The sequence below is a fragment of the Kribbella speibonae genome (assembly GCF_004331375.1).
Lineage (GTDB): Bacteria > Actinomycetota > Actinomycetes > Propionibacteriales > Kribbellaceae > Kribbella > Kribbella sindirgiensis.
In genome coordinates, this window is record NZ_SJKC01000009.1 from 60,931 (window position 1) to 83,355 (window position 22,425).

Here is a 22,425-nt window from a genome sequence, read left to right on the forward strand (position 1 = left end):
CGAGTGTTCGGTGTTCGGCAAACGGCGAACACCGAACACTCTCACCTAACCCAAGCGGTCGCGTCGCTCGGGAGCCGGTCGCCGTCGAGTGGAGTGCTGGCGATCAGTAGTTCCTCGTGTGGCGGCAGGTCTACCGGGGCGGCCCTCAGGTTGGTGATGCAGGTTAGCGTTTCACGGCGGAACGTGAGTACGTCGGCGGGCGCGGCCAGCCACGTCAGCGTTCCGTCGCCGAGCAGACGGCGGCGGAGCTTCAGGCCGGTGCGGTACAAGGACAGCATTGAGTTCTGGTCGTCGTACTGGGACTCGACGGTGAGGTTCTTCCAGTCGCGGGGTTGTGGGAGCCACGGCGTACCGGTGCCGAAGCCGAACGGGGGCTCCTTGCCCGACCACGGTAGGGGCACGCGGCAACCATCTCGTCCGCGGTCGGCGCCCTTCGAGCGGGTGAAGATCGGGTCCTGGAGGAGTTCGTCGGGCAGATCCTCCACCTCGGGCAGGCCGAGTTCTTCGCCCTGGTACACGTAGAGGCCGCCGGGAAGGGCCATGGCGAGCAGGGCCGCGGCGCGGGCGCGGCGTTCGCCCAGGACCAGGTCGGTCTGCATGCCGTGCTTGCGGTCCTGGTGCGAGAAGGACGTGTCCGGTCGGCCGTACTTCGTGACCGGGCGGGTCACGTCGTGGTTCGACAGTACCCAGGTCGGCGGTGCGCCGATCGGGACGTGGGTGGCGAGCGTGAGGTCGATCGACGCCTTCAGTTCCGCGGCTTCCCACGGGCGGGACAGGAAGTCGAAGTTGAACGCGGTCTGCATCTCGTCCGGCCTCAGGTACAGCGCGAACCGCTCCTGGTCCGGCATCCACATCTCACCGACGAAGAACCGGTCGGCGTACGCGTCGGAGATCCGCCGCCACCCGCGGTACACCTCGTGCACCTCGTCGTGATCGGTGTACGACTCCTCGACGCTGTCCAGGTCCTTGAACAGTACGGCGGCGCTGTCGATCCGGATGCCGTCGACGCCGCGATCCAGCCAGAACCGGAGGATGTCGTGGAACTCCTCGACGACCTCCGGATTACGCCAGTTGAAGTCGGGCTGCTCGGGGGCGAACAGGTGCAGGTACCACTCGCCGTCCTCGACCTGGGACCAGGCGGGGCCGTTGAAGATCGACTGCCACTCGTTGGGCGGTGCGTCACCGCGGCCCGGGCGGAACAGGAACCGTTCCCGCTCGGGTGATCCCGGGCCTGCCCGCAGCGCCTGGACGAACCAGTCCTGTTGGTCGGACCCATGATTCGGCACGATGTCGATGATCGTGCGGATGTTCAGGGCGTGCGCCTCCGCGATGTACGCCTCCGCCTCCGCGAGGGTGCCGAACGCCGGGTCGATCGCGCGGTAGTCGGCGACGTCGTACCCGCCGTCGGCCATCGGCGACGGGTACCACGGGTTCAGCCAGATCGCGTCGATGCCGAGCTCCGCCAGGTACGGCAGCTTCGCGCGCAGCCCGGCCAGGTCACCGATGCCGTCGTCGTTGCCGTCCGCGAAGCTCCGCAGATACACCTGGTAGATCGCGGCTCCGCGCCACCATTCGTCAGCCATCGAATCTCCTTACCCTTTCAGGCTTCCGGCCGTGAGGCCCGCCATGATGCTGCGCTGGAACACGAAGAACACGAGAATGGTCGGCAGGCTGGCGATCACCAGCGAGGCGATCAGGACGTTCTGCGGCATCTGCGCGGACAGCGACGCGATGCCGACGCTGATCGACATCTTGTCCGTCTCCGGCAATACCAGCAGCGGCCAGACGAAGTCCTTCCAGACCGTGACCACGGACAGGATCGACACCACGCCGATGATCGGCCGCGACACCGGCAGCACGATCGACCAGAGGATCCGGACCGGCGAGGCGCCGTCGATCTCCGCGGCTTCGAGCAGCTCGCGCGGGATCGAGTCGAAGAACCGCTTCAGCAGGAACACGAAGAAACCGTTCGCTGCCGCCGGCAACCAGATCGCCCACGGGGTGTTCAGCAGGTCCAGGTGCAGGATCGGCAGGTCCTTCGCCACCAGGTACGTCGGCAGCAGCAGGACCATCGGCGGGATCATCAACGTCGCCAGCATCGCCCCGAGGACGAGCTTCCCGAGAACGGGCCGCAGCTTCGACAGCGCGTACGCCGCCGACACGTCGACCGCCAGCGTGAACAGCCAGGCGCCACCGGCGTACAGCGCGGTGTTCTTGAGGAACACGCCCAGCTGGAGCTGGTCCCAGGCCTCCTTGTAGACGCGGAAGTCGGCCGACTTCGGGAAGAAGCTCGGCGGGATCTGCGCCAGCTCGTCGGGCGACTTCAGTGCGCCGCTCACCATCCAGTAGAACGGGAACACGAACGCGCCGGTGAAGCCGACGACCGTCAGCGTCAGGATCGTCCAGTAGAGGATCCGGCCGTGCCGCGTGCGGAGCGCGAGGGGTGACACCAGGGTTCTCATCGCTCGGCCTCCTCGCGGGACACGCGCAGGTAGATCGTGGAGAAGACCAGCAGGACGATCATCAGCATCAGACCGAGTGCGGAGCCGCCGCCGAAGTCACCGAAGTTGAACGCGTACTGGTACATCAGGTACGCGACGGTGACGGTCGCGTTCTCCGGGCCGCCGCCGGTCAGCAGGTACGGCTCGATGAAGACCTGCATGGTGGCGACGACCTGCAGCAGCAGCATCACCAGCAGGATCAGCTTGGTCTGCGGGATCGTCACGTGCCGGACCCGCTTGAACAGGCCGGCTCCGTCGAGCTCCGCCGATTCGTACAGTTCGCCGGGGATGCTCTGCAGCGCGGCGAGGTAGATCAGGGTGCCGGTGCCGAGATTCATCCAGGTCGACACGATCACCAGGCTGACAAGCGCCGTACTCGTGGAGTCCAGCCAGCTCAGCGGCGGCAGATGGACGGCGTCGAGTGCCTGGTTGAAGAGGCCTGCTCCGGGGTCGTAGAACCATTTGAACAGCAGTACGGCGACTGCGGGCGGGAGCATCACGGGCAGGTAGACGACGAAGCGCAGGTACGCCTTCGCGTGCTTGAGTTCGTTGAGCACCACAGCCAGGACGAACGGTACGGCGTACCCGATCACGAGGGCGAGGCCGCTGAACGCGGCGGTGTTCAGCCACGCGGAGCGGAACGCCGGGTCCGCGATCACCGTGCGGAAGTTGTCGAAGCCGACCCACTCCCCCGGGTCGACGAAGTTGTTCTGCTGGAAGCTCAGCACGATCTCCCGGACCATCGGATACCAGGAGAAGAAGGCGAAACAGATCAGGGCGGCACACAAGAACCCGTACGCGGTGAGATTACGTCCAACCGCCCTCCGCAGGGCACCCGTGGTGTGGTGAAGAGGGAGCTCGTCGCCTCCAGGTGGTCGTCGGGAGCCCATCGCACCACCCGCCGTCCCCGCGGAACGGGGACGGCGGGTGCTCGTTGTGCTGACCATCAGGTGTTCTTCGCGAGGATCTTGTTGGCCTTCGACTCGGCGTCCGAGAGGAGCTTGTCGATGTCGGCGTCCTTGCGGGTCAGGACCGCGGACATCGCCACGTCGAGGACGGCGTACAGCTCCTGTGCCTTCGGGGGTTCGAGTTTGTTGGTGATGTCGCCCTGCGCGGCGACGTACGGCGTGAAGTTGTCGATCGGGACCGTCGCATACTGCTTGCGCAACGCGTTGATCTCATTGCCCGGGGCACTGTTCCCGTAGAGGTCCGGGATCGGCAGACCCACCGGCCGGCCCTGCTCCTTCGACCGCGCGTAGTTGAACTGCCCCTGGCCGGGCGTCAGCTCGTGGAACTCGAGCCACAGCAGACCGGCCTTGATCTTCTCCGGCGACGCCTTCGGGTTGAACATGTACCCGTCGCCGCCGCTCAGCGACGAGTTCCCGGTCGACTCCGGTACGGCGGTGACGCCGTAGTCCTCGAACTTGCCCTTGAAGTCATTGTTCACCGACTGCACGACGTCCGGCGCACCGATCATCATGCCGAGCTTGCCCCCGCCCATCATGCGCATCAGGTCCTCCCACTGCAGCAACTGCTTGCTGCCCATGGAGTTGTCGTCCCAGCGCATCTTCTTCAGGTTCTCCAGGACCGCCTTGCCCTCGTCGCTCTTGAAGGCGGCGGTCTTCCCGTCGTCGCTGACCATCGACCCGCCGCGGGCGTACAGCTCCGCGGCGAAGTGCCAGCCGCCGGTGTTGCCGGCCGAGTACTCACCGAAGCCGACGTACCCCGGGCCGAGCGCGGCGATCTTCTTCGCGGCCGCACGGACCTCTTCCCAGGTCTTCGGCGGGTTGGCCGGGTCGAGACCGGCCTGGCTGAACAGCTTCCGGTTGTAGACCAGGCCCATGTTGTAGTTGTTCCGCGGCAGGCCGTACGTCTTGTCGCCGTCCTTGAAGACGCTCATCACGTCCTTGCGCAGGTCGTTCAGCGGCTTCACGCTGCCGACGTACTGGCTGATGTCCGCGGCCTGCTTCTTCTCGATGATCTTCCGGACGTCGGTGTAGTAGACGTAGAAGACGTCCTCCTGCGTCCCGCCGGCCAGCTTCGCCTGGAAGGTGTCCGGGTTGATGCAGGGGAACGCGTCCTTCCCCTCGACCGTGATGTTCGGGTGCGCCTTCTGGAACGCCGCGACATCGGCCTCCCAGGCCTCGCGTTCCTTCGGGTTGCTCTTCGGCGGCTCGCAGCCGACGGTGATCGTGACCGGACCATCCGCTGCCGGTTTCTTGTCGTCCGATCCGCAGGACGCGGCCACCAGCCCGAGCCCCATCACCAGCAGCAGGCTGAGCCCGCGGCGCGTTGTGGTCATCTCCACCCTCTCCCTTGACTCGTGCCGACACCGTAGGGAACTGGACGCGCGAACGCAATACTTCGATCTCAGCTTGCAAAAACGTGACTTCACATGGGAGATTGCCAGCCGCAGGGCAAACGACAGCAGCCGCCGACCCCGGTGGGTCAGCGGCTGCCTCGTGGCCGGGTCTAGATGCGGGCTCGCGCGGTGGAGGCGCGGACGACGAGCTCGGGCTCGAAGAGGAGTTCGTCGGCGGGGACGGCGGCGCGTTCGATCAGCGCGACCAGCATGTCGACGGCGGCGCGGCCCATCGCGTCGATCGGCTGCCGGACGGTGGTCAGCGGCGGGTCGGTGCAGTTCATCATCGCGGAGTCGTCGTACCCGATCACCGAGACCTCGTCGGGGACGCTCAGGCCGGCCCGGCGAACGGCGCGGATGGCGCCGAGGGCCAGGATGTCGCTGGCGCAGACGATGCCGGTGACACCGGAGTTCACCAGTTTGGTCGCGGCCGCGTGCCCGCCCTCGAGCGAGAACATCGTGTGCTCGACCAGCTTCGGATCCGCTTCCTCCGCGGCCAGGAACGCCTCCAGTTTCCGCCGCGACGGGATGTGGTCGCGCGGGCCGAGAACCATCCCGATCCGCCGGTGGCCAAGGGCGCGCAGGTGCCCGATGGCCATCTCCGCGGCCACGTAGTCGTCCGACGAGACCTGCGGGAAGCCGAGGTGGTCGACGGCCGCGTTGACCAGGACGGTCGGCAGCTTGCGCTCCTGGATCAGCTCGTAGTGCTGATGCGGCGCGTCCGCCTGCGCGTAGAACCCGCCGGCGAACACGACCCCCGACACCTGCTGCTGCAGGAGCAGGTCCACGTAGTCGGCCTCGGACACACCGCCGACCGTCCGGGTGCAGAGCAACGACGTGAAACCTTGCTGCGCGAGGGCTCCGCCGACGACCTCGGCGAACGCCGGGAAGATCGGGTTCTGCAACTCGGGCAGGACCAGCCCGACCAGCCGGGCCCGGTCACCTCGGAGCTGCGTGGGCCGCTCGTACCCGAGCACGTCGAGCGCGGTCAGGACGGCTTCCCGGGTCGCTTCGGACACACCGGGCTTCCCGTTCAGGACCCGGCTCACGGTGGCTTCACTGACGCCGACCTTCTTGGCCACCTCTGCAAGTCGTCGTGTCATGACGCAAACTCTACGCCTATTCACGCAAGAATTTGCAAGCACTTGCGTACCTCGCTGAACGCTCAGGATTCCTGACACACTGGGAGCCGTGCCTCGATTCGTCGCCACCCGCCCGGACACCGGTCTGCTGTCGCTCCCGTGGGACGTCCCGCTGGAGGACTGGCCCGAGGACCAACTGGTCGCGCTGCCGCGCGGTATCTCGCGCCACGTGGTCCGCTTCGTCCGGGTCAACGGCAGTGTGTACGCGATCAAGGAGGTCCTCGAGCACCTGGCGATGCACGAGTACCGCCTGCTCCGCGACCTCGAACGGCTGGAGGCGCCGTCCGTCGAGCCCGTCGGCGTGATCACCGACCGGGTCGACCGCGACGGTGAGCCGATCGACTCGATCCTGATCACCCGGCACCTGCAGTTCTCGCTGCCGTACCGCGCGCTGTTCTCCAGCACCCTGCGCCCCGACACCGTGAACCGGCTGATCGACGCCCTGGTCGCGCTGATCGTGCGGCTGCACCTGCTCGGCTTTTTCTGGGGCGACTGCTCGCTGTCCAACACCCTGTTCCGTCGCGACGCCGGCGCGTTCGCGGCGTACCTGGTGGACGCCGAGACCGGTGAGCTGCACCAGGACATCTCCGACGGGCAGCGCGCGCACGACCTCTACACCGCGGAGATCAACCTGTTCGGCGAGCTCCTCGACCTGCAGGAAGGCGGTCTGCTCGACGAGTCGATCGACCCGCAGGAGACGGTCGAGTCGATCCAGAAGCGGTACGAGGCGCTGTGGGCCGAGCTCACCGCGCCCGAGGAGTTCGCGAACGACGAGATGCACCGGCTGGACTCGCGGATCCGGCGGCTGAACGAACTCGGCTTCGACGTCGCCGAGATCGACATCATCACCGACTGGGACGGCAGCCAGGTCCGCATCCAGCCGAAGGTCGTGGACGCCGGCCACCACTCGCGGCGGCTGCTCCGGCTCACCGGCCTGGACGTGGAAGAGAACCAGGCCCGCCGGCTGCTGAACGACCTGGACTCGTACGCCGCCTCGACCGACCAGCAGAACGAGGACGAGGAGATCGTCGCCCACCAGTGGCTGACCGAGGTCTTCGAGCCGGTCGTCCGGTCCGTCCCGCGCGACCTGCGCAGGAAGCTCGAGCCCGCCGAGGTGTTCCACGAGGTACTCGAGCACCGCTGGTTCCTGTCCGAACAGGCCGGCCACGAGGTCGACACGATGGAGGCGGCCCGCTCGTACGTGAACGACGTACTCTCCGCGAAGCCGGACGAGAAACTGGCACTCCCGACACCGACGCTTCCCGAACCTGACTAGGCCCTGCAACGTTCCGGGCTCCACCGGCGTGAGTTGGGTGGGAGGTGGCGGATGGAGACGCCGGAGTTCGACGAGTGGGTGGGGCAGCGGGGGGCCGCGCTGTTGCGGTTCGCCTACCTGCTCACCCGCGACCACACGCGCGCCGAGGAGGCCGTGCAGGACGCGCTGATCGCCGCGTACTCACGGTGGACCCGGATCTGCCGTGGCCAGGATCCGGAGGCATACATCCGGCGCTCGATCGTGAACGCCGACATCTCCCGCTGGCGCCGGTTCCTTCGGCGCGAGACACCGACGGCCGAGCCGGTGCAGACATCGTCCCGTCCGGATCACGCCGACGCGCAGGCCGAGCACGACGCCGTCTGGGCGCTGTGCGCGACCTTGCCGACCAAGCAGCGCGCGGCCGTCGTGCTGCGGTACTACGAGGACCTCCCGGATGCCGAGATCGCGGAGATCCTCGGCTGCTCACCGGCCACGGTCCGCTCGCAGATCCATCGTGCGCTGGCATCGCTGCGCACCACCATCGGAACCGAGGAGGTCAAGGGCTGATGGACGCATCCGAGAAGCTGATCGCGGACACTCTGTCGAGGCACGCGGCCGACGCACCTGCCGACGACCACCTCCTGTCCGTGGTCCACGCGCGCCTGCGTCGTCGCCGTACCGGTCGCTCGATCGGTGCTGTCGTGGTCGCCGCGGCGGTCGTCGCCACGGCCGTCACCGCGTCGCAGAACCTCAGCACCGAACTGCACACCGACCCGCCGGCTGCTCTGGACCCGGCTCCGGGGTGGCATTGGGAGTCCTTCAAAACGGTCCAGGTACAGGTGCCTTCGAGCTGGACCCAGTACGTGTCCGGCTCGGCGCCGTGTCCCTCCTCTCTCGGCAGCCCGGTGATCGGGCGGTTCAACGACTGGCTCGGCGGCCGGCGGCTGCCGTGTGCGGCGGCGGTGCTACCGCTGTCGGAGCGGCAGGACTACCTGTGGTTCAACGACGTCCAGGCCCCGGGGATCAAGCGGTACGACGGTGGCTGGACGGAGGAGACGCGCCTGGTCGGAGGCGTGAAGCTGAGCGTCCTCACCCGAGACGACGCGCTCCGCGAACGCATCCTCGACTCGGCCCGCCCGATCACCGGCACCGACTTCTACGGCTGCACCCCACGCGACCCAGGCGACCAACCCGGCAAACTAGGCGAAGACGCGGTGACTTCGGTCAACGTGTGCGAGTACTACAAGCACTCCCTGGTTGCCGGTTCGGCCATGACAGCGGACCAGGTCACCACGTTCACGAGCCAACTGCGCAGGGTAGGTCCCGGATTGCAGATCCCGGCAACCTCTTGCGTGAACCCGGCGGCTCTCCGCACCTTCGTCATCACCGTGCACACCCGCACCACGTCCTGGCCACTCCGCCTCTTCGTCTGCGGCACGAGCTCGGCGTACGACCTGTTCCGTCAGGGCCCACACCGCCAGGCCCAGCCCAGCGACCTCGCCATCCCACCATCAGGCGTCACACCGTCACCGCGCTGAGTAGACCCGGACGTAGTCGACGTCGAACGAGTTGGGGAACCGGGTCGTGGCGTCCGGTGGGCCGCCGCGGTCGGCGTTGGCCCAGGTGCCGCTGTTGAGGACGACGTACATCGGCTTGTCGGGGACCTGGGCGCCGGTGATGCTCGAGGTGGGTTTGCCGTCGACGGTGAAGGTGATGCGGCCGGGCGACCACAGCACGCCGTACGTGTGCCAGCCGGTCGTGGGATCGAGCCCGGTCGCCCAATGGCTGTCCCAGCGAACATCCGGCCAGGTGCCAGATGCCAGCCCGCTGTGCATGCTCTCGATGCTCCCGAACCACTCGGCGACATCGATCTCCGGCGGCCAGCTGCGGTCCTGCGGAATCAGCCAGAACGCGGGCCACAACCCCTTGCCAGCTGGGAACTTCGCGCAGATCTCCCAGTACCCGTAGGTCTGGGAGAACTTGTCGTGCGAGGAGATGAAACCCTCGGTGTACTGGTACGTCCCGGCCGGATCCGTACCCACCACCGGCTTGTTGTCGGTCACCAGCCGCAACTTCCCACCGGACAGTACGACGTTCTCGTCGACGGCGTAGCTTCCGTACGACGTGTTGTGGTAGTGCCCGCCCGCGCGTCCGGGGAAGTCCATCACCGTGCTCCAGGACCGCTGGTCCAACGATCGCCCGCCGAACTCGTCGTGCCAACTCAACCGCATCCCAGCAGGAAGCTGCTGCGCGGAGGTACAGGTGGGACTCGTCGCTTGGGCGGGGGTGCTGGTAAGAGTTGCCGCGAGCAACAACAGGGTGCCACCGAGGATTCGTAGTCTCATCATTTGATCCCTGACGTCGAGAAGCCGCTGACGAAGCGGCGCTGCATGAAGAGGAAGAGGATCAGGACGGGGAGGACGTACATCACGGCGCCGGCGGCGACGAGGTTGTTCAGCGGCAGACCCTTGTCGTTGACGTACCCGGTCGCCATCGCGACGGCCAGGGTCGTGCTGTCCTGGCTGAGGAACATGGCGGGACCGACGAAGTCGCCCCAGGCGTGTGTGAAGGAGAGGATCACGCTGGCCGCGATCACCGGCCAGGACTGCGGCAGGAAGATCCGCCAGAAGATCCCGACGTACCCGCAGCCGTCGATGATCGCGGCCTCCTCCATCTCCCGCGGGATGCCCGCGAAGAACTGCCGGAACAGGAAGATCAGGAACGCGCTGCCGCCCAGCCCCCAGGCGACCCACGGCCAGTAGGTGTTGACCATGTGCAGCTTCGCGAAGATCAGGTACGTCGGAACCAGCGTCACGATCCCCGGCAGCATCATCGTCGCGAGCAGCACGACGAACAGCTGCTTCTTCCCGGGCGCCGTCAGCCGGGCGAACCCGAATCCGACCCATGCCGAGCTCAGCGTGGTCAGCGTCGTACTGATGAACGCGATGGTCAGCGAGTTCTGCGCGGCGCCGAGGAAGTTCACCTGGCTGATCGCGTCGGTGTAGTTCGCCAGGCGGGGCGCCTGCGGCCACCAGCTCGGCGGGAACGACGCCATCTCGGCCGGCGACTTCAGCGAGGTCGACACCAGCCACAGGATCGGGCTGAGCATCGTCAGGACGACGGCCAGCAGCACGATGTAGAGCGCCCACCGGTAGGTCCGCGTCATTTCGACCCCTCCGGCTCGACGGTGTAGAAGACGGTCCGGGCGCTCACCTTGATGATCAGCAGGGTGACGAGCAGGATCACCGCGAACAGCAGCCACAACATCGCCGACGCGTAGCCGAAGCGGGAGGCGCTGAAGTACTGCGCGAACACGTGGATCATGTACAGGTAGTTGCCCTGAGGCACCGCCCCGGCGCCGCTCAGCGAGCCCGACGACAACAGCAACGGCGCGAACGACTGCAGCGATCCGATCATGCCGGTGATCACCTGGAACAGGATCACCGGCGACAGCAGCGGGATGGTGATCCTGGTGAACGACTGCCAGTACGACGCCCCGTCGACCTGCGCCGCCTCGAGCAGCTCCCGTGGGATGTCCTGCAACCCCGCCAGCGAGATGATCATCGATCCTCCGCAGGCCCACAGCACCAAGGCGTACAGCACGTAGCGGGCGTTCGGATCCACGAGCCAGGTGATCGGGTTCGCGCCGAGGGTGCTCAGGATGCCGTTCGCCGCACCGGCGTCGCGGTCGAAGATCAACCGGAACGTCAGCGCCGCCCCGACCGGCGGGACCACGGCCGGCAGATAGATCAACGCCCGGAACAACCCTCTGGCCCGGATCGGCTGGTTCACCATCACCGCCAGCAACAGCCCGGCGAGGATCGACAACGGCACGGTGACGAGCGCGAACATGCCGGTCTTGGCGAGCGAGCTCAGGGTCAGCGGGTCGTGGAAGATGTCGATGTAGTTCTGGAAGCCGACGAAGTGCGTCCTGGGCGACAGGCCGTCGGAGTCGGTCAGGCTGAGCCAGAACGCGTACCCGAGCGGGAACACGGTCAGGCCGATGAACCCGAGGACCCACGGCGCGACGAACAGGTAGAAGGTGCGCGCCTTGCGCAGCGTCGGCGGCTTTTTCTTCCGGCCCGGGCGTTCCACCGCGGCCTCCGCGACGGTGGAACGCCGTACGTCGGTCAGTGCGGAGCTCACCGCAACCGCTTCTTTCCGTCCGCGAGCTGCGCGTTGATCTGCGAGTTCAGCGTGTCGGCGAACTGGCCGGCCGTCATCGTGCCCTTGATGGCCTTCGGCAACTCACGGGTGATGATCGCGTTGATCGCGTCCTGCCGGACGTACGGCGTGAACGACGTCACCGAGAAGTGCTGCTGCTCCGCCATCTGCACCTCGTAGGCCTGCTTCTGGTACGGCAGCTTCTGCGGCATCAGCTTCTGCAGCGACTTGAGCGGTGGAATGCCCCAGCCGCCGGTCGCCCGGGCCTTCGCGGGGTCACCGGCGAGGAACCACTCCATCACCGCCCAGGCGGCGTCCTTGTTCTTGCTCGCTTTGGGCATCCATAGGCCGGTCGCGCCGAAGCACGGGCTGACCCGCCGGCTCGTGTCGAACTGCGGCGCCGGCGCGAAGCCCGCGACCTTGGCGGACTTGGGGTCGCCGGCGAACAGGCCGCCGAGCCAGTAGCCGCTGAGCGTGGTCGCCATCCGGCCGGCCTGGAACGTCGGTCCGTCCCAGCCGTTCGGGTCGGGGTTGAGCACCGTCGGCCCGATCCCCGCCTTCGCGTAGTCCAGATACCAGGTGAGCGCACGCTGCGCCTCCGAGCTGCTGAAGTCGACCGAGGCCAGGTCGTCGGACGTCAGCTTCCCGCCGGCCAGATCGGTCAGCCAGGTCAGCTGCGTGAACAGGCCTAGCCCGTTCGGGTTGAGGCCGTAGACGCTGACCTTGGCGCCTTGCCGCTTCACCAGCCGCTTGCCCTCGTCGAGCAGGGCGTCGAGCAACAGCGGCGTCGTCGCACTCGGATGGGTCACCTTCGACGCGTCGTACAGCGCGCTGTTGAACCAGAGCGTGCAGTCCTGCGAGTAGTCCTTCGCGAACCCGTACCGCGGACCGCTGCCCTGCTTCTCACCGTCGTACCGCCAGAGGTCGTTGACGGGGTCGATGTCGTCGGCCTTGATCAGCGTGCTCTTCGCGAAGTACGGGTCCAGGTTCTCCGCGACCTGCCGGGCCACCAGGTACGGCGTGTCCGTCGCGCCCATGCCCCGGACCACGTCCGGCGGGTTGCCGCTGGCAAGCATCGCGGTCAGTTTGGTCAGGTCGTACTCGACGGTCTTCACGGTCACGCCGAGCGCCTGGGACGCCGCCTTGGCCTCCTTCGGGCCGAACTCGCCCGACTGCGACATGACAGTCACAGTGCCTTTGACGGCCGAGCCGCTGCCAGGAGCGGCGGCCGGGGTGTTCGTGGAGGACGCGGGTGAGCAGCCCACCGCCAGCGCACCGCCGGCGGCCGCGCCGCCGAGCGCCAGGAACCGGCGGCGGGAGAGCCCTGCGTTCGTTGTGGTCATGGCCAGCCTCTCAATCGGATGTCTCTGGGTCGAACAGCCGGCAGACCGGGCCGGAGGAGGGGCCGGCCCGGTCCGCCAGGGCTTCGCTGTCGTCTTCGGGTCGGTAGCCCAGCTGGTGGCGGGCGGAGGTGATGTCCCAGTAGTTGCGGGTGTTCGCGGACACGCCGAAGTGCACGCCGTACCGCTCACGCGCTTGCAGGGCGGAGAGGATCAGCCGGCCCGCGTCGTCGTCGGACAGCCACTGCCCGAGGTAGCGGCGTTCGGACGGCGGCCAACCGGTCAGCCCGAGACGCAGGCAGGTGACCGACGCACCGGTGCGCTCGGCATGCGTCCGGCCGAGCGCCTCCAGGACGACCTTGCCCAGCCCGTACGGGCAGCAGGGGCGCGGGTCGAGCCGTGGATCGACACGCCGGTACTGCGGCCGGTTGTACTCACCCAACGCATGCAGCGAACTGGCCAGCACCAGCTTCGGTACGGCGTGCGCGGCGGCCGCCTCGAGTACTACCTGAGTCGTCCACACGTTGGCGGCGTACACGCTGTCCCAGGTCTGCCAGGGGCTGCTGTTCCCCGCCAGGTGCAGGACCGCGTCCGCTCCGGCCAGCGCGTCACGGGCCTCCTCGGGATCACCCAGGTCGGCCTGCACCAGCCCGGCGGTGCGCTGCGCCGGGACCGCGCTGTCGATCAGCCGCACGCGGTAGTGCTTGCGCAGCCACGGCAGCACCACCGTGGCGACGCGCCCCAGTCCGCCGGTCACCACCACCAGCGGCGCGTTGCTCAGCTCAGCGTCCATGTCGTTCATCCGGTCGCCGGGCCCGGGGCGATCCCCGAGCTGTGGCAGGAATTGTTCGAGCACTTCGCCGTTTGTGTCAAGAGTGTGAACGCAGTTTGTCAGTTTTGTTGACGGCGGTTCGGAGTTCGTCAATACTTTTCGTCGTGGCTGCCAAGGACACCGGATCTCTGCGAGCGCTGCGGCGCACCAACTCCGAACGGATGCTGTCCGCGCTGATGGAGCACGGAGCACTGCACCGGGCGGAGCTGGCGCGGATCTGCGGCGTGTCCCGGACGACGGTGTCGACGATCGTGGCCGACCTGATCACCGGCGGCGTGGTGATCGAAGTGGTCGGCGAGCAGGTCGCCCGGGCCGGGATCGACGCATCCGAGGTCGACGGCCGGGCCCGCGGCTTCCTGCGGGCCAACCCCTCGGCCGGTGCGGCCGCCGGCCTCGACTTCACGCTCGAGCGCGTCTGGTGCCACCTGACCGACCTCTCCGGCGGGACGCTGGCCAGCGACGGGGTTCGCGTGGGCCGCGACACCCCGTGGCAGGAGCGGCTCGCGGCCGGGCTCGCGCTGCTCGATGACCTCCTGGAGCAGACCGGTCGCGGCCGCGACAACGTGGTCGGTGTCGCGATCGGCGTACCTGGTCCGATCGACCTGCAGACCGGTGTGGTCGGCCCGTCGCTCCCGGGGCAGGCCTGGGCCGGGGTGAACGTCGCGGCGGAGTTCGGGCGGCGTATCGACGTACCGGTGCTGGTGGAGAACAACACCCGGCTGGAGGCGGTGGCCGAGTTCACGTGGGGCGCGGGGCGGGACGTCCGCGACGTGCTGTATCTCGGGTTGTCGACCGGGATTGGGTCCGGGCTGCTTGTCGACGGCAACCTTCACCACGGCGGCGCGCGTGGTGGCGGCGGAGAGATCGGCCACCTGTCCGCCGACTCGAACGGTGCGCCCTGTCCGTGCGGGAACCGCGGCTGCCTGGTGCAGTACGCGTCGCTCCAGGCCGTCCTCGCCGCTCTCGCGCCAGTGCTCGGTGCGGACGCCGGCCTCGACGAATTGCTGGCAGCCGCCGCCGACGGTCAGCCGGACACCCTGCGGGTGCTGCGAGAAGCCGGTGAGCTGACCGGGCGCGTGCTCGCGAACATCTGCAACCTGCTGAACCCGGAGCGGATCATCGTCGGCGGCGAACTCGCGCGCGCGGGCGACCTGATCCTGGACCCGATCCGCGCCACCCTGCGCCGTACGGCGATGTCACTGACCCGCGACGTCGACGTCGTCGCGGCCGAGCTCGACCTCGGCGCCCGCGCCGGCGCGTCCGGCGCCGCCGCCCTGGTCCTCCGCCAGACCGACCAACTGGTCGCCGCGCTCCTGTCCACTCCCGACCGGCAACCGAATGAGGCAGTGTGAAGATCGTCGGATACGAGACGTTCCTGGTGGCGCCGCGGTGGCAGTTCCTGCGGATCGACACCGACGAAGGGATCAGCGGCTGGGGTGAGCCGATCGTCGAGGGACGGGCCGAGGCCGTCCAAGGTGCGGTCGCGGCCCTGATGGAGTACCTCGTCGGCGCGGATCCGTTGCGGATCGAGGAGCACTGGCAGGTGATGGCGAAAGGCGGCTTCTACCGCGGCGGTCCGGTGCTGTCGAGTGCGCTGGCCGGGATCGACCAGGCGCTCTGGGACATCAAGGGGCGCTACCACGAGATCCCGGTGCACGAGCTGCTCGGCGGGCCGGTCCGGGAGCGGGTGCGCGTCTACACCTGGGTCCACGGGCGCGACAACACGCAGCTCGTCGACGAGGCCCAGGCCAAGGTGGAGAAGGGCTTCACGGCACTCAAGCTCAACCTGTCGGAGGCGCTGCCGCCGATCCCGTCGGCCGCTCAGCTCCGGGCTTCGGTGAGTCGCGTCGAAGCATTGCGCGACGCACTCGGCGACGGGGTGGACATCGCGCTCGATTTCCACGGCCGGTTCAGTACGGCGGCCACGCGGCAGATCCTGCCGTTGCTCGAGCCGCTGCTGCCGATGTTCGTCGAGGAGCCGGTGCTGCCCGAGTTCGCCCGCGACCTGCGCCGGATCACCGAATCGACCAGCATCCCTATCGCGACCGGCGAACGGCTGTTCTCCCGGTGGGACTTCCGGGACGTGCTGACCACCGGCATCGCGGTCGCGCAGCCGGACATCTCGCACGCCGGCGGCATCTCCGAAGTACGCCGGATCGCCGCGATGGCCGAGGCGTACGACGTCAGCGTCGCGCCGCACTGCCCGCTCGGGCCGATCACGCTCGCCGCGAGCCTGCAACTCGACTTCGCGATCCCGAACTTCCTGATCCAGGAGCAGAGCCTCGGCATCGAGTACGGCGGCGGCAACGCACTGCTCGACTACCTGGTGGATCCGGGCGTGTTCGCCTTCACCGACGGGCATGTGCAACGCCCGACCGGTCCCGGCCTGGGCATCCAGGTCGACGAGGACGTCGTACGGGCCGCGGCCGCGGAGCCGCACCGCTGGCGATCGCCCGTGCTGCGGCACGACGACGGTTCGTTCGCGGAATGGTGAGCGCGCCGACCCCGCCGATGGGGTGGAACAGCTGGGACTGCTTCGGTACGACGGTCACCGAAGCCGAGGTACTGGCGAACGCGCAGGTGATGCACGACCAGTTGCTGCCGTTCGGGTGGGACACCGTGGTCGTGGACATCGCCTGGTACGACCCGACCGCCCGATCCCACGGCTACAACGAGAACGCGCCGATCGTCCTGGACGACTACGGCCGCCAACTGCCGGCGCCGCTGCGGTTCCCCTCCTCCGCGAGCGGCGCCGGCTTCAAGCCGTTGGCCGCGAACGTGCACGAACTCGGGCTGAAGTTCGGGCTGCACATCATGCGCGGCATCCCGCGGCGGGCCGTCGAGCTCGACCTGCCGGTGTACGGGACGGAGTGGACGGCGCGGGAGATCGCGGACCCCGATCACGTCTGCGCGTGGAACCCGGACAATCTCGGGCTGAACCACGACCATCCCGGCGCGCAGGCTTACTACGACGCGCAGGTCGCACAGTTCGCCGAGTGGGGCGTGGACTTCGTGAAGGCGGACGACATGCTCGCGCCGTACCACGATCGCGAAATCGCGGCGTACCGGCAGGCGATCGTACGGAGCGGGCGGGACATCGTGCTGTCCTTGTCACCCGGCACGCACCTGTCGACGCATCACGTCCAGCATCTGCGGGCGAACGCGCAGCTGTGGCGGATCTCCGACGATCTGTGGGATCGGTGGGAGGACGTGCATGCGCAGTTCGCGCGACTGGCGCGGTGGGCGCCGTTCCAGCAGGCCGGCGGCTGGGCGGACGCGGACATGCTGCCACTCGGCCACATCGGCATCCGCGCCGAACGCGGCGACGACCGCGACAGCCGCCTCACCGTCGACGAGCAGAAGACGCTGCTCACGCTGTGGGTGATGGGCCGCTCGCCGCTGATGATGGGCGGCGACCTCCCGACCACGTCCCCGGAAACCCTGGCCCTGCTGAAGAATCCGGCACTCGCCGAGCTCCTCACCACTTCGTACGACGGCCGCGAAATCATCCGCGAACCACTCGACGACGGCGAACTGATCGTCTGGACCGCCCAAGGCGACAGCTGCTCCTACGCAGCGCTGTTCTGGACCGGCGCCGCACCCCGAGTGGTCCAGCTCCCTGCCGATCTCCCCACACCGACCCACGACCTGTGGACCGGGACACAGACAACCGTGCGCGAGCACACCATCCCCGCGCACGGCGTCTGCTGGCTCAAGCTCAGTTACTTGTAGACAACCCACAGCTCGTAGTCGTCGCCCGGGAACGCTGACCCGTCGACGCACTTGTACTTGGTCCACTTGGTGCCGGCGGCACCCGCGGCGTGGCAGTCCGACTGCCAGAAGAAGTCACCGACGTACTCCCAGTTGTCGGCAGCAACAACCGTCGCCGGCACCTCAACGGCCTGAGCCGCCGGCACCGCAACTGCACCCGCCGCAATCGCCCCACCGGCCAGAACGCTGTACAAAACCCTACGAATATTCATCATCCATACCCTCCGTGGTCGAACCGAACACTCCGAGAGTGCCGGTAGAACCACGACGCCACACCTCGTTTCGGGCCATCCCGAAAGGGCCGGAGGACTACTGGACGGGGGCCAGAAGCAACTATCTGGAAATCGACAGATCCCTCAGTTCCCGACCTAGCGGGGTGGCATGCGGAGGGCGCCGTCGAGGCGGATTACTTCGCCGTTGAGGAGTTGGTTGTCGAGGATGTGGCGGACCAGGGCGGCGTACTCGGAGGGTTTGCCGAGGCGGGAGGGGTGGGGGACCTGCTGTTCGAGGACGGTGCGGGTTTCCTCGGGGAGGCCGGCGAGCATGGGGGTTTCCATGGTGCCGGGGGCGATCGTGACAACTCGGATGCCCTTGTCGGCGAGGTCACGGGCGGCGGTCAGCGTGAGGGCGACGATGCCGCCCTTGCTGGAGGCGTACGCCGCCTGGCCGACCTGACCGTCGTAGGCCGCGATCGACGCGGTCATCACCACGACGCCGCGATCGCCGTCCGCGCTCGGTTCGGAGGCGATCATCCGCTCGGCGGCCAGCCGGAGCACATTGAAGGTGCCGATCAGGTTGATCTCGATCACCTGCCGGAACGTTGCCAGCGGCAACGGACCCTTCCGGCCGACGACCCGGCCGGGCGTCGCGACACCAGCGCAGTTCACGACGACGCGCAACGTGCCCAATCCGGAGGCCGCGTCCAGCGCCGCGGTCACGGCGGTCTCGTCAGTCACATCGGTCGGCGCAAACACGACACGGTCACCCAGCTCATCCGCGACGGCCTTCCCCGCGGACGACGGCAGGTCGACGATCACCACCCCGAGCCCGTCCGCCGCAAGGCGCCGTACGGTCGCCTCTCCGAGCCCGGAACCACCACCGGTGACCAGGGCGACGTCGGACGGGCTGAACTCCATCAAATGCTCCTCAACACGTCGCGGCTGATCACGAGCCGCTGGATCTGGTTCGTACCTTCGAAGATCTGGGTCACCTTGGCCTCGCGCATGTACCGCTCGGCCGGGAACTCCCGGGTGTAACCGTACCCACCGAGCACTTGGACGGCGTCGGTGGTGACCTTCATCGCCGCGTCCGTGCAGACCAGCTTCGCGATCGCGGCCTCCCGGACGAACGTCCGGCCCAGGTCGCGGCGGCGCGCGGCGTGCAGGTACGTCGCACGCCCGGATTCGACCGCGGCGGCCATGTCGGCGAGCAGGAACTGGATGCCCTGGAAGTCGGCGATCGACTGCCCGAACTGCTGCCGCTCTTTCGCGTACGCCGTGGCGAGGTCGAGCGCCGCCTGGGCCAGGCCGACCGCACAGGCCGCGATCCCGAGCCGGCCGGAGTCGAGCGCGGACAACGCGATCCGCATGCCTTCGCCCTCGGCGCCGATCAGGTTGCCGACCGGGATCCGTACGTCGTCGTAGTTGACGAGCGTGGTCGTCGACCCGGTGAGGCCCATCTTCCGCTCGGGCGCGCCGAAGCTCAGGCCGTCCAGCCCGGCCGGCACGTGGAACGCGGAGATGCCGTGCTTCGGGTCGTCCGAGGTCCGGGCGAAGGTGGTGAAGAAGTCGGCGTGCGGACCGTGGCTGATCCACGCCTTGGTTCCGTTCAGCACGTAGAAGTCACCGGAGCGGACAGCGCGCGTCGTCATCGAGCTGATGTCGGAGCCGGCCTGCGGCTCGGACAGCGCGTACGCACCGAGCATCTCCCCGCCGACCATGTCCGGCAGCAGCCGCTCACGCTGCTCCTCGGTCCCGAACGTCGCCATGGCGTAGCTGGTCATGGTGTGCACCGAGACGCCGACGCCGACCGACATCCAGGCGGCGGCGATCTCCTCGAGCATCTGCAGGTACACCTCGTACGGCTGGTCGGCGCCGCCGTACTGCTCCGGATAAGGCAGGCCGAGCAGGCCCGCCTTTCCCAGGGTCCGGAACGCGTCCCGCGGGAACGTCTCGCTCTCCTCCGCCTGCGCGGCGTGCGGCGCGAGCTCGTGCTCGCACAGGTCGCGGACCAGGGCGAGCAGGTCAATGGATTCGTCAGTGGGCAGGAGTCGGTCGACAGCCATCAGGAGCCCCTCTCAACAACTGCCGAAATGATACTCCAGACGATACTGACGCACATAACTCAGTATCGTTCTATGCTGTCTCGATATGACAACAGTCGTTCCGGGGCGGCGGACCCGCCGGCAGTCCGAGCTGCTCGACCGGCTCCTGTCCCTGTTCCTCGAGCAGGGGTTCAGCCGGTTCACCCTGGACGACCTCGCGGCGGAGCTGCGCTGCAGCAAAACCACCCTGTACGCGCTGGCGCCGAGCAAGGAGCAGCTCGCCGTCGAGGTGGTGAAGCACTACTTCAAGAACGCCACCGCGCAGGTGGAGTCCGCGGTCGCGCGGCAGACCCGGCACGACCGGCGGATCGCGGCGTACCTGAACGCGGTCGCCGACGCCCTGCGGCCGGCCAGCCGGACCTTCCTCGACGACGTGGCGACGTTCGCGCCGGCCCGGTCCGTGTACGAGCGGAACACCCGGATCGCCGCCGAGCGCGTCCGGCAGCTGATCGAGGACGGGATCAACCACAAGACCTTCCGCCAGGTCGACATCGCGTTCGCGGCCGAGATGATCGCGCACACCATGCAGGCGATCCAGCGCGGTGACATCGCCCGCCGGACCGGATTGAACGACGCCGAGGCGTACCGCGAACTGGCCTCGTTCGTCCTGCACTCCCTGCGCCTGGACTGAACCATCCGGCCCTCTAAAGTTAGGCACCGTCCTCTTGCTGCCATACCGCGCATCAGAGCCGAACGCCCCGGAAGGCTGATGGATATGAAAACTCTCCGACGAACTGCGGCCATGGTGGCGGCCGCCGCTCTCGCTCTGACCGCCGCTGTGCCGGCCGGGGCTGATCCGGTGAAGCCGCCCCGGCTGTCCGCCAAGGCGATCACCAACACGCTGAACGACCAGATCCACACCCCGGGTACGGCGTGGATGACGCAGCCGGACGGCACCGTGCTGGTGTCGTACGATCCCACGGTCACCGGCACGAAGCTGAGCAAGCTGACCGGCCTGACCAAGCAGCTCGGGTCGAACGTCAAGCTCGAGAAGCTGCCCGGCAAGCTGCAGAAGTACATCAGCGGCGGCATGGCGACGTACGGCGGCGACTACAAGTGCAGCGTCGGCTTCAACGTGCAGCGGCGCGGCAAGTACTACTTCCTCACGGCCGGTCACTGCGGTGTCGACGCGGCCCGCTGGTACCAGGACCCGGCCCACAAGGTCTTCACCGGCGCGGTGCACCACGCCAGCTACCCGTGGAACGACTACGCCCTGGTCGTGTACCGCACCGACATCCCGCTGAAGGTGCCGGGCGGCAGCGTGTACCTCTACAACGGGCGCTCGCAGGACATCACCCGCGCGATGAACCCGGGCCTCAACCAGCTGGTCTACCGCTCCGGCGCGACCAGCGGACTGCACAGCGGCCGCGTGACCGGGCTGAACTCGGTCGTCAACTACGGCGACGGCCGGGTGGCCGGGCTGATCCGCACCAGCGTGTGCGCGGAGCCGGGCGACTCGGGCGGTCCGCTGTTCTACCGGCAGTGGGCGTTCGGTCTGACGTCGGGTGGTTCGGGCGACTGCACCTCGGGCGGCGTGACCTACTTCCAGCCGGTCGTGGAAGCCCTCAACGCGTACGGGGTCTCCGTCTACTAAGCGCAGGTTTCCCCTACTCTCCGAACTTGTTTGAATACTCAGGGAGAGAGTGGGTAGGACTCGTCACGGTTGAAGTCAAGGACGCCCCGCCCCGAAGGCGTCCTCATCGTGAGGAGGCTGAAACCGTGAACATGTCCCCATTCCGTCGTACCACCGCACTCCTGGCCGCGGCCGGGCTTGCCGCCGCCGGACTTCTGGCAACGCAGGCCTCGGCCGCACCGGTCAATCCGTCCACCCTGTCCGCCGCCGCGATCACGTCCTCCCTGGCCGAGAACGCGACGATCCCGGGTACGGCGTGGCAGACCGATCCGGACGGCCGGATCATCGTGTCGTACGACGAAACCGTCACCGGCGCGAAGCTGTCGAAGCTGACCGGTGTGACCAAGCAGTACGGCGACCGGATCAAGCTCGAGAAGATGTCCGGGAAGCTGACGAAGTTCATCGCCGGCGGCGACGCCATCTACAGCGGGCAGTACCGCTGCTCGCTGGGCTTCAACGTGCGCAGCGGCAGCACGTACTACTTCCTGACCGCTGGTCACTGCACCAACATCGGCTCCAGTTGGTACGCGAACTCGGCCAAAACCACATTGCTCGGCACCCGCTACGGGACGAGTTTCCCGGGCAACGACTACGGGATCGTCAAGTACAGCACGTCGTACACGAACCACCCCGGGACCGTGGATCTCTACAACGGCTCGTCCCAGGACATCACGTCCGCCGGCAACGCCTCGGTGGGGCAGGCGGTCAAGCGCAGCGGTAGCACGACCGGTGTGCACAGCGGCTCGGTCACCGCGACGAACGCCACGGTGAACTACGCCGAAGGCACTGTCACCGGCCTGATCCGCACCAACGTCTGCGCGGAGGGCGGCGACTCCGGCGGCGCGCTGTTCGCCGGCTCGGTGGCCCTCGGCCTCACCTCCGGCGGCTCCGGCAACTGCTCCTCCGGCGGCACCACCTACTTCCAGCCCGTCACCGAAGTACTCTCCCGCTACGGCGTGAGCGTCTACTGATCCAAAAACACTGCGCCCCGGACCACCCGGTCCGGGGCGCAGTGCTGTGATGCGGACGCCCACCACTCACCAACCTCGTCCGGGAGCCGTCGGCGTCCGACTGCTGAGCGTGAATTCGCTGAACCGCGCGT

At 67.9% G+C, this 22,425-nt stretch carries 22 protein-coding genes; 9 read left to right on the top strand and 13 right to left on the bottom strand.

Going from position 1 to position 22,425, the window contains the following annotated elements; translation table 11 throughout:
- Positions 1-41: 41 nt before the first annotated feature.
- The 5 genes from E0H92_RS41170 to E0H92_RS41190 form a co-directional block, all read right to left on the bottom strand.
- The gene (locus tag E0H92_RS41170; protein ID WP_131500138.1) at positions 42-1,583 is read right to left on the bottom strand and encodes a glycoside hydrolase family 13 protein; all 1,542 of its coding nucleotides are present in this window, start codon (positions 1,581-1,583) and stop codon (positions 42-44) included.
- 9 nt (positions 1,584-1,592) lie between these two features.
- Positions 1,593-2,462 (bottom strand): carbohydrate ABC transporter permease, encoded by an 870-nt coding sequence (locus tag E0H92_RS41175; RefSeq protein WP_131500139.1) that lies wholly within the window; start codon positions 2,460-2,462, stop codon positions 1,593-1,595.
- Positions 2,459-3,244, bottom strand: coding sequence for a carbohydrate ABC transporter permease (locus E0H92_RS41180; protein WP_238173820.1), 786 nt, complete (start codon positions 3,242-3,244; stop codon positions 2,459-2,461). The genes E0H92_RS41175 and E0H92_RS41180 overlap by 4 nt, the downstream gene beginning before the upstream one ends.
- 203 nt (positions 3,245-3,447) lie before the next feature.
- On the bottom strand, positions 3,448-4,803 hold the full coding sequence (locus E0H92_RS41185; RefSeq protein WP_131500141.1) for an ABC transporter substrate-binding protein: 1,356 nt from the start codon (positions 4,801-4,803) through the stop codon (positions 3,448-3,450).
- 170 nt (positions 4,804-4,973) lie between these two features.
- Positions 4,974-5,966, bottom strand: coding sequence for a LacI family DNA-binding transcriptional regulator (locus E0H92_RS41190; RefSeq protein WP_131460559.1), 993 nt, complete (start codon positions 5,964-5,966; stop codon positions 4,974-4,976).
- A gap of 67 nt (positions 5,967-6,033) precedes the next feature.
- On the opposite strand from E0H92_RS41190, the gene E0H92_RS41195 reads away from it, so the two are divergent.
- From E0H92_RS41195 to E0H92_RS41205, 3 genes are read left to right on the top strand one after another with little or no spacing between them, the layout of a single operon-like run.
- A complete protein-coding gene (locus tag E0H92_RS41195) occupies positions 6,034-7,281 on the top strand; it encodes a DUF4032 domain-containing protein (protein ID WP_420323475.1) in 1,248 nt (415 codons plus the stop codon).
- A 51-nt stretch (positions 7,282-7,332) separates the two neighbouring features.
- Positions 7,333-7,827 carry a SigE family RNA polymerase sigma factor gene (locus tag E0H92_RS41200; protein ID WP_131460561.1) on the top strand — a complete coding sequence of 165 codons (495 nt, stop codon included), beginning with the start codon at positions 7,333-7,335 and terminating at the stop codon, positions 7,825-7,827.
- Complete coding sequence (locus E0H92_RS41205) at positions 7,827-8,798, top strand: hypothetical protein (RefSeq protein ID WP_131500142.1); 972 nt, start codon at positions 7,827-7,829, stop codon at positions 8,796-8,798. The genes E0H92_RS41200 and E0H92_RS41205 overlap by 1 nt, the downstream gene beginning before the upstream one ends.
- Here the strand turns inward: E0H92_RS41205 and E0H92_RS41210 are convergent.
- The 5 genes from E0H92_RS41210 to E0H92_RS41230 all read right to left on the bottom strand — a co-directional run bounded on the left by E0H92_RS41210 (position 8,787) and on the right by E0H92_RS41230 (position 13,620).
- Positions 8,787-9,491, bottom strand: coding sequence for a glycoside hydrolase family 16 protein (locus tag E0H92_RS41210; protein WP_165550263.1), 705 nt, complete (start codon positions 9,489-9,491; stop codon positions 8,787-8,789). The two genes, E0H92_RS41205 and E0H92_RS41210, sit on opposite strands and share 12 nt — an antisense overlap.
- A 113-nt stretch (positions 9,492-9,604) precedes the next feature.
- Entirely contained in the window at positions 9,605-10,426 is an 822-nt protein-coding gene (locus E0H92_RS41215; protein ID WP_131294062.1) for a carbohydrate ABC transporter permease, read from the bottom strand.
- Complete coding sequence (locus E0H92_RS41220; RefSeq protein ID WP_131500144.1) at positions 10,423-11,406, bottom strand: carbohydrate ABC transporter permease; 984 nt, start codon at positions 11,404-11,406, stop codon at positions 10,423-10,425. The genes E0H92_RS41215 and E0H92_RS41220 overlap by 4 nt, the downstream gene beginning before the upstream one ends.
- Positions 11,403-12,767, bottom strand: a complete 1,365-nt coding sequence (locus E0H92_RS41225) for an ABC transporter substrate-binding protein (RefSeq protein WP_131460567.1) — start codon at positions 12,765-12,767, stop codon at positions 11,403-11,405. Before E0H92_RS41225 ends, E0H92_RS41220 begins: the two co-directional genes overlap by 4 nt.
- A gap of 10 nt (positions 12,768-12,777) precedes the next feature.
- Positions 12,778-13,620: an NAD-dependent epimerase/dehydratase family protein gene (locus tag E0H92_RS41230; protein ID WP_131500145.1), complete on the bottom strand. Its 843-nt coding sequence runs from the start codon at positions 13,618-13,620 to the stop codon at positions 12,778-12,780.
- Between the two features lie 80 nt (positions 13,621-13,700).
- Here E0H92_RS41230 and E0H92_RS41235 point away from each other — a divergent pair, with 80 nt between their 5' ends.
- From E0H92_RS41235 to E0H92_RS41245, 3 genes are read left to right on the top strand one after another with little or no spacing between them, the layout of a single operon-like run.
- Positions 13,701-14,948 carry an ROK family transcriptional regulator gene (locus E0H92_RS41235; protein ID WP_131460569.1) on the top strand — a complete coding sequence of 416 codons (1,248 nt, stop codon included), beginning with the start codon at positions 13,701-13,703 and terminating at the stop codon, positions 14,946-14,948.
- Positions 14,945-16,090: a galactonate dehydratase gene (gene dgoD, locus E0H92_RS41240; RefSeq protein WP_131500146.1), complete on the top strand. Its 1,146-nt coding sequence runs from the start codon at positions 14,945-14,947 to the stop codon at positions 16,088-16,090. Before E0H92_RS41235 ends, dgoD begins: the two co-directional genes overlap by 4 nt.
- A complete protein-coding gene (locus tag E0H92_RS41245) occupies positions 16,084-17,328 on the top strand; it encodes a glycoside hydrolase family 27 protein (RefSeq protein ID WP_202874099.1) in 1,245 nt (414 codons plus the stop codon). The genes dgoD and E0H92_RS41245 overlap by 7 nt, the downstream gene beginning before the upstream one ends.
- On the opposite strand, the gene E0H92_RS41250 is transcribed toward E0H92_RS41245, so the two are convergent.
- From E0H92_RS41250 to E0H92_RS41260, 3 genes are all read right to left on the bottom strand, one after another.
- Complete coding sequence (locus E0H92_RS41250; protein WP_165550264.1) at positions 17,319-17,582, bottom strand: hypothetical protein; 264 nt, start codon at positions 17,580-17,582, stop codon at positions 17,319-17,321. The genes E0H92_RS41245 and E0H92_RS41250 overlap by 10 nt on opposite strands.
- 153 nt (positions 17,583-17,735) lie before the next feature.
- Positions 17,736-18,503: a 3-hydroxyacyl-CoA dehydrogenase gene (locus tag E0H92_RS41255; protein ID WP_131500148.1), complete on the bottom strand. Its 768-nt coding sequence runs from the start codon at positions 18,501-18,503 to the stop codon at positions 17,736-17,738.
- Positions 18,503-19,651: an acyl-CoA dehydrogenase family protein gene (locus E0H92_RS41260; protein ID WP_131500149.1), complete on the bottom strand. Its 1,149-nt coding sequence runs from the start codon at positions 19,649-19,651 to the stop codon at positions 18,503-18,505. Before E0H92_RS41260 ends, E0H92_RS41255 begins: the two co-directional genes overlap by 1 nt.
- 85 nt (positions 19,652-19,736) lie before the next feature.
- Here E0H92_RS41260 and E0H92_RS41265 point away from each other — a divergent pair, with 85 nt between their 5' ends.
- The 3 genes from E0H92_RS41265 to E0H92_RS41275 all read left to right on the top strand — a co-directional run bounded on the left by E0H92_RS41265 (position 19,737) and on the right by E0H92_RS41275 (position 22,294).
- Positions 19,737-20,321 carry a TetR/AcrR family transcriptional regulator gene (locus E0H92_RS41265; protein ID WP_131460575.1) on the top strand — a complete coding sequence of 195 codons (585 nt, stop codon included), beginning with the start codon at positions 19,737-19,739 and terminating at the stop codon, positions 20,319-20,321.
- An 84-nt stretch (positions 20,322-20,405) separates the two neighbouring features.
- The gene (locus E0H92_RS41270) at positions 20,406-21,284 is read left to right on the top strand and encodes a S1 family peptidase (protein ID WP_131460576.1); all 879 of its coding nucleotides are present in this window, start codon (positions 20,406-20,408) and stop codon (positions 21,282-21,284) included.
- Between the two features lie 131 nt (positions 21,285-21,415).
- Positions 21,416-22,294 carry a S1 family peptidase gene (locus tag E0H92_RS41275; RefSeq protein ID WP_131460969.1) on the top strand — a complete coding sequence of 293 codons (879 nt, stop codon included), beginning with the start codon at positions 21,416-21,418 and terminating at the stop codon, positions 22,292-22,294.
- Positions 22,295-22,425 lie beyond the last annotated feature (131 nt).

Coding starts and splice junctions, on each gene's coding strand:
- E0H92_RS41170 (WP_131500138.1), bottom strand. CDS start 1,583: ATGGCTGACGAATGGTGGCGCGGAGCCGCGATCTACCAGGTGTATCTG.
- E0H92_RS41175 (WP_131500139.1), bottom strand. CDS start 2,462: ATGAGAACCCTGGTGTCACCCCTCGCGCTCCGCACGCGGCACGGCCGG.
- E0H92_RS41180 (WP_238173820.1), bottom strand. CDS start 3,244: ATGGTCCGGGAGATCGTGCTGAGCTTCCAGCAGAACAACTTCGTCGAC.
- E0H92_RS41185 (WP_131500141.1), bottom strand. CDS start 4,803: ATGACCACAACGCGCCGCGGGCTCAGCCTGCTGCTGGTGATGGGGCTC.
- E0H92_RS41190 (WP_131460559.1), bottom strand. CDS start 5,966: ATGACACGACGACTTGCAGAGGTGGCCAAGAAGGTCGGCGTCAGTGAA.
- E0H92_RS41200 (WP_131460561.1), top strand. CDS start 7,333: ATGGAGACGCCGGAGTTCGACGAGTGGGTGGGGCAGCGGGGGGCCGCG.
- E0H92_RS41205 (WP_131500142.1), top strand. CDS start 7,827: ATGGACGCATCCGAGAAGCTGATCGCGGACACTCTGTCGAGGCACGCG.
- E0H92_RS41210 (WP_165550263.1), bottom strand. CDS start 9,491: ATGCGGTTGAGTTGGCACGACGAGTTCGGCGGGCGATCGTTGGACCAG.
- E0H92_RS41215 (WP_131294062.1), bottom strand. CDS start 10,426: ATGACGCGGACCTACCGGTGGGCGCTCTACATCGTGCTGCTGGCCGTC.
- E0H92_RS41225 (WP_131460567.1), bottom strand. CDS start 12,767: ATGACCACAACGAACGCAGGGCTCTCCCGCCGCCGGTTCCTGGCGCTC.
- E0H92_RS41245 (WP_202874099.1), top strand. CDS start 16,084: ATGGTGAGCGCGCCGACCCCGCCGATGGGGTGGAACAGCTGGGACTGC.
- E0H92_RS41250 (WP_165550264.1), bottom strand. CDS start 17,582: ATGATGAATATTCGTAGGGTTTTGTACAGCGTTCTGGCCGGTGGGGCG.
- E0H92_RS41255 (WP_131500148.1), bottom strand. CDS start 18,503: ATGGAGTTCAGCCCGTCCGACGTCGCCCTGGTCACCGGTGGTGGTTCC.
- E0H92_RS41260 (WP_131500149.1), bottom strand. CDS start 19,651: ATGGCTGTCGACCGACTCCTGCCCACTGACGAATCCATTGACCTGCTC.
- E0H92_RS41265 (WP_131460575.1), top strand. CDS start 19,737: ATGACAACAGTCGTTCCGGGGCGGCGGACCCGCCGGCAGTCCGAGCTG.
- E0H92_RS41270 (WP_131460576.1), top strand. CDS start 20,406: ATGAAAACTCTCCGACGAACTGCGGCCATGGTGGCGGCCGCCGCTCTC.
- E0H92_RS41275 (WP_131460969.1), top strand. CDS start 21,416: ATGTCCCCATTCCGTCGTACCACCGCACTCCTGGCCGCGGCCGGGCTT.